The sequence below is a fragment of the Achromobacter sp. ACM01 genome (genome assembly GCF_014851745.1).
Taxonomy (GTDB): Bacteria; Pseudomonadota; Gammaproteobacteria; order Burkholderiales; family Burkholderiaceae_B; genus Achromobacter; species Achromobacter aegrifaciens.
In genome coordinates, this window is record NZ_JACVAF010000024.1 from 1 (window position 1) to 544 (window position 544).

Annotated in this window: 1 protein-coding gene; it reads left to right on the forward strand. The window is 51.1% G+C overall.

Features of this window, described 5'->3' with window-relative positions; genetic code table 11:
- On the forward strand, positions 1-544 hold a 544-nt coding region (locus tag IB268_RS31370; RefSeq protein WP_192355304.1), incomplete at both ends, for a hypothetical protein.

Sequence of the window (544 nt, forward strand, 5' to 3'; positions counted from 1 at the left end):
ACGAGAAGAGAAGGGGAGGGGGGGGGGGAAGGAGAAGGAGAAAAAAGAGAGAGAAAAAAGAGAGGGAGGAGGAAGAGGAAGAGGGGGAGAAGAGAAAGGAGAGGAGGGAAGAAGGAGGGAGAAAAGGAGGAGGAAAAAAAGAGAGGGGAAGAGAAAGGGGAGAAAAGGGGGGGAAAAGGAAGAGGGAAGGAAAGGGGAGGGGGGAAGAGGGAGAAGGAGGGAGAGGAAAAGGGGGGGGAAGGAAGAGGAGAGAAAGGAAAAGGGAAGGGAAGGAGGGAAAGGAGGAGGAAGAGGAGAAAAAAAGAGAAAAGAGAAAGGAAGGAAAGAGGGAAGGGAGAAAGAGAAAGAAAGAGGAGGGGAAGGGGAGAGGAAAGGAAGGGGGAGGAGAAAGGGAAGGAAAGGGAAGGGGAAGGAAAAAAGGGGAAAAGGAAAAGAAAAAAGGAAGAAAAAAGGAAAAGGGGGAGAGAAGGAAAAAAGAGAGAGAGGAGGAAAGAGAAAAAGGGAGGAAGAGGCGAACGCGCCAAGGTCATGAACGGCGTCAGGC